The following is a 9,695-nucleotide window of genomic DNA, read 5'->3' as shown; positions in this document are numbered from 1 at the left end:
ATCATCGACGGTATCAAGACCAACGTCGAGCTGCAGATGAAAATCATGTCCGACGAACACTTCCAGCAGGGTGGCACCAACATCCACTATCTGGAGAAAAAACTCGGCCTGCACGAGAAGTAATGGCAGCGCAGAGCACATCAGAGGCCGGTTAATCCGGCCTTTTTTCATTTTTGTCGCCTTTGAGGTTACATAATGGATTGGCGTTTTTTGCAAGCGAACAAAGAGGCGCGCTGGGCTTTTTATCTGACGCTGGCTTACCTCGCCGTCTGGGGATTTTCCGCCTGGTTAGGTGGGAATGAAATTGGTGTTTTGGGCCTGCCTCGCTGGTTTGAACTTTCCTGCATCTTTGCACCGCTACTGTTTATTGTGTTGTGCTGGCTGATGGTGCGCATCCTGTTCCGTGATATGTCACTGGAGGACCATGATGGACGCTGAAATCATTCTTCCACTTCTGGCTTATCTGGTGCTGATTGCGGCACTGTCTGTTTTCGCCATGCGCAAACAGCGCCAGGGTAACTTCCTGAGCGAATACTTCCTCGGCAGCCGTTCAATGGGTGGCTTCGTGCTGGCCATGACTATCACGACCACTTACATCAGTGCCAGCTCGTTTATTGGCGGCCCCGGTGCAGCTTACAAGTACGGTCTTGGCTGGGTATTGCTGGCGATGATTCAGGTGCCCGCCGTGTGGCTTTCCCTTAGCGTGCTGGGCAAAAAATTTGCCATTCTGGCCCGCCGCTACAACGCCGTTACGCTGAATGACATGCTGTATGGCCGGTATGGCAGCACGCTCTTGATTTGGCTTTCCAGCATTAGCTTGTTGGTGGCCTTTATCGGCGCGATGACGGTGCAATTTATCGGCGGTGCCCGTCTGCTGGAAACGGCGGCAGGTATTCCTTATGACACTGGATTGCTGATATTTGGCGGTACTATCGCACTGTACACGGCTTTCGGCGGTTTCCGCGCCAGCGTACTCAATGATGCGATGCAAGGCCTGGTGATGCTGATTGGCACTTTCCTGCTGCTGTTTGCCGTTATCCACCAAGCCGGTGGGCTGGAAACTGCCGTAACGAAACTGCGCACCATCGACCCGCAGCTGGTCTCGCCAGAAGGCGTGGGTAATGTCATCAATCCCACCTTCCTGAGCTCTTTCGCCGTGCTGGTCTGCTTTGGCGTGATCGGCTTACCGCATACGGCTGTGCGCTGTATTTCCTATAAAGACAGCAAAGCCATGCACCGCGGTATTGTGCTCGGCACGATCGTGGTGGTGATCCTGATGCTGGGTATGCATCTGGCGGGTGCGCTGGGACGTGCCATTATTCCAGACCTGACCGTCCCGGATCGCGTCATTCCGACATTAATGATCACGGTGCTGCCTCCAATGGCGGCAGGCATATTCCTTGCCGCGCCGATGGCGGCAATCATGTCGACGATTAACGCGCAGCTACTACAATCCTCCGCTACGCTGATCAAGGATCTGTACCTGCGTGTTGCGCCACAGCACAGCGAAAATGAAGCACGCTTGCGTATGCTGTCAGGCACCATCACCTTTGTGTTGGGTGTGCTGTTACTGCTGGCTGCGTGGAACCCGCCCGATATGATTATCTGGCTCAATTTGCTGGCATTTGGCGGGCTGGAAGCGGTGTTCCTTTGGCCACTGGTACTGGGCCTGTACTGGGAGCGAGCGAATTCGACTGGCGCGATTAGCGGCATGGTGGTGGGTGCGGCCTGTTATACCTTGCTCGCCAGCCTGAATATCGAACTGTGGGGGTTCCACCCTATCGTCCCCGCATTGACCTTAAGCCTGTTAGCCTTTATCGCAGGCAACCTGTTTGGCAGCACGCCTGATGTGCGCAATGCTGCAGTGGAATAAAAGAGAAACGCTATGCCTTGGATTCAAATCAAAATTAACAGTACCGGTGAAAATGCCGAACCTCTTAGCGATGCACTGATGGATGTCGGTGCAGTGTCAGTGACGTTCCAGGATACCCATGACAACCCGGTTTATGAGCCGCTGCCAGGGGAAACTCGTCTGTGGGGCGATACTGATGTGATTGGCCTGTTTGACGCCGAAACTGAGATGGACGATGTGGTAGCCGAACTGAGCCAGCATCCTCTGCTGGGATCGCACTTCCACCACAAGATCGAACAGATCGAGGACAAAGACTGGGAGCGCGAATGGATGGATAACTTCCACCCAATGCGCTTTGGTGAACGTCTGTGGATCTGTCCAAGCTGGCGTGATGTGCCCGATCCAAACGCCGTTAATGTGATGCTGGATCCGGGGCTGGCGTTTGGCACGGGTACCCACCCCACCACCTCACTGTGCCTGACCTGGCTCGACGGTCTCGATTTACAGGGAAAAACCGTGATCGATTTCGGCTGTGGTTCCGGGATCCTGGCGATTGCAGCCTTGAAACTGGGGGCTGCACAGGCGATCGGTATCGATATCGATCCGCAAGCCATCCAGGCCAGTCGCGATAACGCCGAGCGCAATGGCGTCTCTGAACGTCTTTCACTCTATTTGCCGCACCAACAGCCCGAAAACCTGCAGGCTGATGTCGTCGTAGCCAACATCCTTGCTGGCCCACTGCGCGAGCTGGCACCGCTGATTAGCGTCTTGCCAAAAGCAGGTGGCCATCTGGGGCTGTCTGGCGTTCTGGCAAGCCAGGCAGAAGGGGTTTGCGAAGCCTATGCCGAACGCTTTGCGCTGGACCCGGTGGCCGAGAAAGAAGAGTGGTGCCGCATTACCGGCGTACGTCGCTAGTTTTCATCACTGGCCAGCCCACGCTGGCCAGTTAACCGTTTGAAGCGCTGAGCCCTGGCATTCGCCATCGCCATGCTTTGAAAAGCGTTACCTGTGCCCTATCCTCGCAAAATTAGTACAATTAATAATCACATTGCCGTCATTTCTTTGGCTAATTACCTGATGTAGCGGTTTTTATTTTGTGATTTTGTGCATGTTTTAAGAAAAATGTTTGTTCACAATTTCAGCATATTTTTTTAATGCACTGAATTTTAAAGACTATTATAAGATGAGCTTATGTTCAGGCCGATTTCCATGATCTTTGACGGCGAATTGTTCAAAGTTTGGCCTTTCATCTTCGGTAAAAAATGCGTAATATACGCCGCCTTGCGAACAGTTAGGGTCACTTCTTTTTCATGCGCATTGGACAATATCAGCTACGTAATCGACTCATCGCTGCGCCTATGGCCGGGGTAACCGACAAGCCATTTCGCACCTTGTGTTATGAGAACGGCGCCGGTATGACTGTCTCCGAGATGCTGTCATCCAACCCAGAAGTTTGGGCCACTGACAAATCCCGTTTGCGTATGGTGCATAGTGACGAGCCCGGTATTCGCGCCGTGCAAATTGCCGGTTGCGATCCTGATGATATGGCGGCTGCCGCACGCATTAATGTGGCGTCTGGCGCGCAAGTCATAGATATCAACATGGGCTGCCCGGCCAAGAAAGTGAATCGTAAGATGGCAGGTTCAGCGCTGCTGCAGCATCCGCAACTGGTGGAGTCTATCCTCCTTGCGGTAGTCAACGCAGTCGATGTGCCGGTTACGCTGAAGATTCGCACTGGTTGGGACAAAGATAATCGTAATTGTGTAGAAATTGCCCAATTGGCTGAACGTTGTGGCATTCAGGCTCTCACCATTCATGGCCGCACGCGCGCCTGTTTGTTTGAAGGGCAAGCTGAATACGACAGCATTCGGACAGTTAAGCAGAACGTTTCCATTCCGATCATCGCGAATGGTGACATTACTGACCCGCATAAAGCCAGAGCGGTGCTCGACTATACCGGAGCCGATGCTCTGATGGTTGGTCGCGCTGCTCAGGGAAGACCGTGGATCTTCCGGGAAATCCAGCATTATCTGGACACAGGGGAGCTGCTGGCACCGAAGCCGCTGGCTGAAGTGAAGCAAATGCTGATTGGGCACATACGGGAGTTGCACGACTTTTATGGTCAGCGCAAGGGATACCGTATTGCTCGTAAACACGTTTCCTGGTATTTACAGGAAAGTGCTCCTGATGACCAGTTTCGGCGCACATTCAACGCCATAGAGGATGCCAGCGAACAGCTGGAGGCGTTGGAGGCATACTTCGAAAATCTTGCGTAAACGAAATAAAGAGCTGAAAGAACTATGTTCGAACAACGCGTAAATTCTGATGTACTGACCGTTTCAACCGTTAACTCACAGGATCAGGTGACGCAAAAGCCACTTCGTGATTCGGTTAAACAGGCACTGAAGAACTATTTTGCTCAACTGAATGGTCAGGATGTTAGTGATCTGTATGAGTTGGTACTGGCTGAAGTCGAGCAGCCTCTGTTGGACATGGTCATGCAGTACACCCGTGGCAACCAGACCCGTGCAGCACTGATGATGGGTATCAACCGTGGTACCCTGCGTAAGAAGCTGAAAAAATACGGCATGAACTGATTGTTCTTTGCTGCGCTAACGCCAACCTTCGGGTTGGCGTTTTTGTTTGTATCGCCCAGATAGTTTCCCTACGTTAACAACGCATGAAACAATTGTCGCGGATATGGTAACGATAGTTGCAATTGCATCCGTGATATTGTGTCACCCTAAGCGCAACCGCATTGTCCTAAAATGTCCTTAAGCTTGTGCGCCATAACGCCCGCCAGCCCCCTCTCACTGTGATCCTGCACCGTTTCAGACGTAAGCTTGCAAACCTATACATTTTGTCCTGAGTGATAGCTCACACTGCTTCCATATAGTGAAACTTTTTGCACTATTTGTGATCGTGTCGTCTCGTCATGCTGCCTTTTGGTGCGCCATAGTACCCATAGCTTTCTGGTTCTTTCAGTTTATTAAAAGATCTTTCCAGTGAATTCAGGATTCTGCAAACCTGGCATTACCTTTGCAGAGTTGTGGATGGCTCACCGCCACAGACAGAAAAAAGCGCACATAAAAGTGCGTGTAAACATAACAACACACGATCTCGCCACACAGGATGCTTTATGAAAAAGATGATGCTTTCCACCCTGGTCGCTGCTGCCTCGCTGTTCGCAGTTGCTCAACAAGCGCATGCAGGCACCACGTTGGATGCCATTAAGAAGAAAGGTTTCGTACAGTGCGGTATCAGCGACGGCCTGCCTGGCTTCTCTTATGCTGATGCAAGCGGCAAATTTACCGGTATCGACGTGGACGTTTGTCGCGCTGCTGCGGCGGCGGTATTTGGTGATGCCAGCAAGGTGAAATACACCCCGCTGACAGCCAAAGAGCGTTTCACTGCGCTGCAGTCAGGCGAAGTAGATATTCTGTCACGTAACACCACCTGGACTTCATCACGCGATGGCGGCATGGGCTTCCTGTTTGCCGGCGTAAACTACTATGACGGCATCGGCTTCCTGACCCATAAGAAAGCCGGTCTGAAAAGTGCAAAAGAGTTGGATGGCGCCACTGTCTGTATCCAGGCCGGTACCGATACCGAGCTGAACGTGGCTGACTACTTTAAAGCCAATAAAATGCAGTACACCCCAGTAACCTTCGACCGCTCTGACGAATCCGCGAAAGCACTCGACAGCGGTCGCTGCGATACCCTCTCTTCTGACCAATCTCAGCTGTATGCACTGCGCGTGAAACTCGGCAAGCCAGATGATTTCATCGTGCTGCCAGAAGTGATTTCTAAAGAGCCGCTGGGCCCGGTGGTTCGCCGTGGTGATGACGATTGGTTCACCATCGTTAAGTGGTCACTCTACGCCATGCTGAACGCGGAAGAGATGGGCGTGAGCTCGAAGAATGTTGACCAGATGGCAGCGAAACCGACTACCCCTGATATGGCACACCTGTTAGGTGCTGAAGGTGACTTCGGTAAAGACCTGAAGCTGGATAACAAATGGGCTTACAACATCATCAAGCAGGTCGGTAACTATCAGGAAGTGTTTGATCGTAACGTTGGTAAAGACAGCGCACTGAAAATCGCGCGCGGGCAGAACGCACTCTGGAATCAGGGCGGCATCCAGTACGCTCCACCAGTACGCTAATTCTGACTTGCCAGTCGGGCACCGCACCCTGCGGTGCCCACGCGTATTCTTCACTGAGGTTTCAACATGTCACAACGCCCAACCGTAAAGAGGGATTTTTCATTTGGTAATCCTACGGTTCGCGCCTGGCTTTACCAGATCATCGCGATTGTGGTGGTTTTCGCTGTCGTAGGATATCTCATCCACAACACCGTGATTAACCTGGCCAATCGCGGCATTACGTCCGGTTTTGGATTTCTTGAGCGCAATGCCGGTTTCGGCATCGTCCAGCACCTAATTGATTACACTGAAGGCGACACTTACGCGCGCGTATTTATGGTGGGGTTAACCAACACCCTGCTGGTCTCTGCGCTCTGTATTGTGTTCGCTTCTATTCTTGGCTTCGCCATCGGCCTTGCTCGTCTCTCTGACAACTGGCTGCTGCGCAAACTCTCCACTATCTATATCGAGACGTTCCGTAACATTCCGCCGCTGCTGCAGATCTTCTTCTGGTATTTTGCCGTACTGCGCAATTTGCCAGGACCGCGTCAGGCATTAAATGCCTTCGACCTGGCTTTCGTCAGCAATCGCGGTTTGTATATTCCCTGGCCTGAATATGCACCCGGCACCTGGCCATTCCTGATTGCACTGGCGCTGGCACTTTTCGCCAGTTGGGCACTGTTCCGCTTTAACCGTAAGCATCAGCTGAAAACCGGACAGTTGCGCCGTACCTGGCCTGCTGCTGTTGGTTTGATTGTGCTGCTGCCGCTGATCGCCCACACGTTGTTTGGTGCGGCTATGCATTGGGATGTACCAGAACTGCGCGGATTTAACTTCCGTGGTGGTTTTGTCATGATCCCTGAGCTGGCGGCGTTAACCGTGGCGCTGTCGGTGTACACCTCATCATTTATTGCGGAGGTGATACGTTCGGGTATTCAGTCCGTACCACATGGTCAGAATGAAGCCGCGCGTTCACTGGGTTTACCTAATCCAGTCACGATGCGACAGGTCATCATTCCCCAGGCAATGCGCGTGATCATCCCGCCTTTAACCAGCCAGTACCTTAACATCGTGAAAAACTCATCGCTGGCGGCTGCCATTGGCTATCCAGATATGGTGTCGTTGTTCGCCGGTACCGTGCTGAACCAAACGGGCCAGGCGATTGAAACCATTGCGATTACCATGGCGGTCTACCTGATCATCAGTCTGATCATTTCGCTGCTGATGAACCTCTACAACCGCAAAATTGCGCTGGTTGAGCGTTAAGAGAACGGGATCATTATGTCTGTAACCACACACGAAACATCGCCAGTACCCAGCAATGCGCTTGGAAAAGCCTGGCTTTGGGCACGTAAAAACCTGTTTTCCAGTTGGCTGAATTCGCTATTAACGCTGTTCAGTATCTGGATCATCTGGAGCCTGATCCCGCCGGCATTGAACTGGTTGGTATTCCAGGCAAACTGGATTGGAGAAACCCGTGCTGATTGCACCAAAGCGGGCGCATGTTGGGTATTTATCCACGCGCGTTTTGGCCAGTTTATGTATGGGCTTTACCCACACGAGCTGCGCTGGCGCATTAATCTGGCACTGGTCATTGGCTTGATTTCCATCATTCCAATGTTCCTCAAATCGATGCCAAATCGTGGTCGCTATATCGCCTGCTGGGCTGTGGTTTACCCCATCGCTGTCTGGCTGCTGATGTACGGTGGCTATTTGGGGTTGGACCGGGTTGAAACCCGCCAGTGGGGCGGTTTGACGCTGACCCTGATCATTGCATCGGTGGGTATCGCAGGCGCACTGCCACTGGGCATTTTACTGGCGCTGGCGCGCCGCTCAAAAATGCCGGTGGTACGCACCTTGTCGGTGATATTCATCGAGTTCTGGCGTGGCGTTCCGCTAATAACCGTGCTCTTTATGTCATCGGTCATGCTGCCGTTATTTATGGCAGAAGGCACCACCATCGACAAACTGGTACGTGCATTAGTCGGCGTTATCCTGTTCCAGTCGGCTTATGTTGCAGAAGTGGTGCGCGGTGGCCTGCAGGCACTGCCGAAAGGCCAGACTGAGGCGGCTGAATCACTGGCGCTGGGTTACTGGAAAACACAGCTGCTGGTCATTCTGCCTCAGGCACTAAAACTGACCATACCTGGGCTGGTGAACACCATCATTGCCCTGTTTAAAGATACCAGTCTGGTGATCATCATCGGATTATTCGATCTCTTCAGTAGCGTGCAGCAAGCCACCGTTGACCCCACTTGGTTGGGTATGTCGACCGAAGGCTATGTGTTTGCTGCGATGGTCTACTGGATTTTCTGTTTCAGCATGTCGCGCTATAGCCAGTATCTGGAGAAGCGTTTTCACACCGGGCGTAATGCGCACTGAGGTTTTACATGACAAATATGATGAGTAATGCGGCTGACGCCATGATGATTTCTCTTGAAAACGTGAACAAATGGTACGGTCAGTTCCATGTTCTTAAAGATATAAACTTGCAGGTCAAACCACGTGAACGTATTGTCCTTTGCGGTCCTTCCGGCTCGGGTAAATCAACGACCATTCGCTGCATCAATCATCTGGAAGAGCATCAGCAGGGTCGTATCGTAGTGGATGGTATTCATTTAAATGATGATGTGCGCAATATTGAGCGCGTCCGTACCGAAGTTGGCATGGTGTTCCAGCACTTCAATTTGTTCCCGCACTTGAGCGTGTTGCAGAACTGCACCCTGGCACCGATTTGGGTGCGCAAGATGCCGAAGAAAGAAGCAGAAGAGCTGGCAATGCATTACCTGCAACGTGTACGTATCGCAGAACATGCACACAAGTTCCCAGGCCAGCTGTCTGGTGGACAACAACAGCGTGTCGCTATCGCACGCTCACTCTGTATGAAACCCAAAATCATGCTGTTCGATGAACCTACCTCAGCACTCGACCCCGAGATGGTGAAAGAAGTGCTCGATACCATGATTGGTCTGGCTGAAGATGGCATGACCATGTTGTGTGTGACGCACGAGATGGGCTTTGCGCGTACCGTGGCGGACCGCGTGATCTTTATGGATCGGGGGGAGATCGTCGAAATGGCACCGCCTGAAGAGTTCTTTGCTAACCCTAAATCTGAGCGTACCCGCGCGTTCCTGTCTCAGGTTATCCACTAAAATTCATAGCGTTAGACTCAGCCTCTGTTCGCGGGAACAGGGGCTTTTTTTCAGCTCTCAGATGGTAATTCTCTGGGAAAACAAAGAATTAGTACGTTATCTTCAGGGGTTTTGTGCACAAAAAAGCCCTGAACTTTCGTTCAGGGCTTCTGTGTTTGATGCCTGGCAGTTCCCTACTCTCGCATGGGGAGACCCCACACTACCATCGGCGCTACGGCGTTTCACTTCTGAGTTCGGCATGGGGTCAGGTGGGACCACCGCGCTAAAGCCGCCAGGCAAATTCTTTGTGCCGTGTCCTGTGTCTTTTACGCTACTGCGCAAAATCCTTCGGACTTGAGTCCGCAGGGCACTGCAAATTCTTTTTACCGAACTCACGCTTTAAAACTGGTGCTGATACCCAGAGTCGAACTGGGGACCTCACCCTTACCAAGGGTGCGCTCTACCAACTGAGCCATATCAGCACACTTTAATTTGATGCCTGGCAGTTCCCTACTCTCGCATGGGGAGACCCCACACTACCATCGGCGCTACGGCGTTTCACTTCTGA

10 protein-coding genes, 1 tRNA gene and 1 rRNA gene are annotated in these 9,695 nt (G+C 52.2%); 10 read left to right on the top strand and 2 right to left on the bottom strand.

Annotated elements, in window-relative coordinates; genetic code table 11:
• The 10 genes from QMZ30_RS25675 to QMZ30_RS25630 all read left to right on the top strand — a co-directional run.
• The coding region (locus QMZ30_RS25675; protein ID WP_283229367.1) for a hypothetical protein at positions 1-123 on the top strand (123 nt) is incomplete at its 5' end.
• 72 nt (positions 124-195) lie between these two features.
• A complete protein-coding gene (locus QMZ30_RS25670) occupies positions 196-438 on the top strand; it encodes a YhdT family protein (RefSeq protein WP_283229365.1) in 243 nt (80 codons plus the stop codon).
• Entirely contained in the window at positions 428-1,873 is a 1,446-nt protein-coding gene (gene panF, locus QMZ30_RS25665) for a sodium/pantothenate symporter (RefSeq protein ID WP_283229366.1), read from the top strand. The genes QMZ30_RS25670 and panF overlap by 11 nt, the downstream gene beginning before the upstream one ends.
• A 12-nt stretch (positions 1,874-1,885) precedes the next feature.
• Positions 1,886-2,767: a 50S ribosomal protein L11 methyltransferase gene (gene prmA, locus QMZ30_RS25660; RefSeq protein ID WP_283229364.1), complete on the top strand. Its 882-nt coding sequence runs from the start codon at positions 1,886-1,888 to the stop codon at positions 2,765-2,767.
• A gap of 395 nt (positions 2,768-3,162) precedes the next feature.
• Positions 3,163-4,128, top strand: coding sequence for a tRNA dihydrouridine synthase DusB (gene dusB / locus QMZ30_RS25655; protein ID WP_039336884.1), 966 nt, complete (start codon positions 3,163-3,165; stop codon positions 4,126-4,128).
• A gap of 24 nt (positions 4,129-4,152) precedes the next feature.
• A complete protein-coding gene (fis, locus tag QMZ30_RS25650) occupies positions 4,153-4,449 on the top strand; it encodes a DNA-binding transcriptional regulator Fis (RefSeq protein WP_003855228.1) in 297 nt (98 codons plus the stop codon).
• 542 nt (positions 4,450-4,991) lie between these two features.
• Positions 4,992-6,017: an amino acid ABC transporter substrate-binding protein gene (locus tag QMZ30_RS25645; protein WP_039336890.1), complete on the top strand. Its 1,026-nt coding sequence runs from the start codon at positions 4,992-4,994 to the stop codon at positions 6,015-6,017.
• Positions 6,018-6,083: 66 nt separating this feature from the next.
• Positions 6,084-7,262 carry an amino acid ABC transporter permease gene (locus QMZ30_RS25640; RefSeq protein WP_039336892.1) on the top strand — a complete coding sequence of 393 codons (1,179 nt, stop codon included), beginning with the start codon at positions 6,084-6,086 and terminating at the stop codon, positions 7,260-7,262.
• Positions 7,263-7,277: 15 nt separating this feature from the next.
• On the top strand, positions 7,278-8,378 hold the full coding sequence (locus tag QMZ30_RS25635) for an amino acid ABC transporter permease (RefSeq protein ID WP_283229363.1): 1,101 nt from the start codon (positions 7,278-7,280) through the stop codon (positions 8,376-8,378).
• Positions 8,379-8,386: 8 nt separating this feature from the next.
• Positions 8,387-9,148: an amino acid ABC transporter ATP-binding protein gene (locus QMZ30_RS25630; protein ID WP_039336895.1), complete on the top strand. Its 762-nt coding sequence runs from the start codon at positions 8,387-8,389 to the stop codon at positions 9,146-9,148.
• 160 nt (positions 9,149-9,308) lie between these two features.
• Here the strand turns inward: QMZ30_RS25630 and rrf are convergent.
• Positions 9,309-9,424, bottom strand: a 5S ribosomal RNA gene (rrf, locus tag QMZ30_RS25625).
• A 109-nt stretch (positions 9,425-9,533) separates the two neighbouring features.
• Positions 9,534-9,609 (bottom strand) — tRNA-Thr (locus tag QMZ30_RS25620).
• Positions 9,610-9,695 lie beyond the last annotated feature (86 nt).

Origin of the sequence: Pantoea sp. EA-12, assembly GCF_030053355.1 — a bacterium.
GTDB lineage: Bacteria > Pseudomonadota > Gammaproteobacteria > Enterobacterales > Enterobacteriaceae > Pantoea > Pantoea vagans_C.
The sequence above is the reverse complement of the archived record's forward strand: the minus strand, read 5'-3'. Positions and strand labels throughout refer to the sequence as shown.

Coding starts and splice junctions, on each gene's coding strand:
- QMZ30_RS25635 (WP_283229363.1), top strand. CDS start 7,278: ATGTCTGTAACCACACACGAAACATCGCCAGTACCCAGCAATGCGCTT.
- QMZ30_RS25630 (WP_039336895.1), top strand. CDS start 8,387: ATGACAAATATGATGAGTAATGCGGCTGACGCCATGATGATTTCTCTT.
- QMZ30_RS25640 (WP_039336892.1), top strand. CDS start 6,084: ATGTCACAACGCCCAACCGTAAAGAGGGATTTTTCATTTGGTAATCCT.
- prmA (WP_283229364.1), top strand. CDS start 1,886: ATGCCTTGGATTCAAATCAAAATTAACAGTACCGGTGAAAATGCCGAA.
- panF (WP_283229366.1), top strand. CDS start 428: ATGGACGCTGAAATCATTCTTCCACTTCTGGCTTATCTGGTGCTGATT.
- QMZ30_RS25645 (WP_039336890.1), top strand. CDS start 4,992: ATGAAAAAGATGATGCTTTCCACCCTGGTCGCTGCTGCCTCGCTGTTC.
- fis (WP_003855228.1), top strand. CDS start 4,153: ATGTTCGAACAACGCGTAAATTCTGATGTACTGACCGTTTCAACCGTT.
- dusB (WP_039336884.1), top strand. CDS start 3,163: ATGCGCATTGGACAATATCAGCTACGTAATCGACTCATCGCTGCGCCT.
- QMZ30_RS25670 (WP_283229365.1), top strand. CDS start 196: ATGGATTGGCGTTTTTTGCAAGCGAACAAAGAGGCGCGCTGGGCTTTT.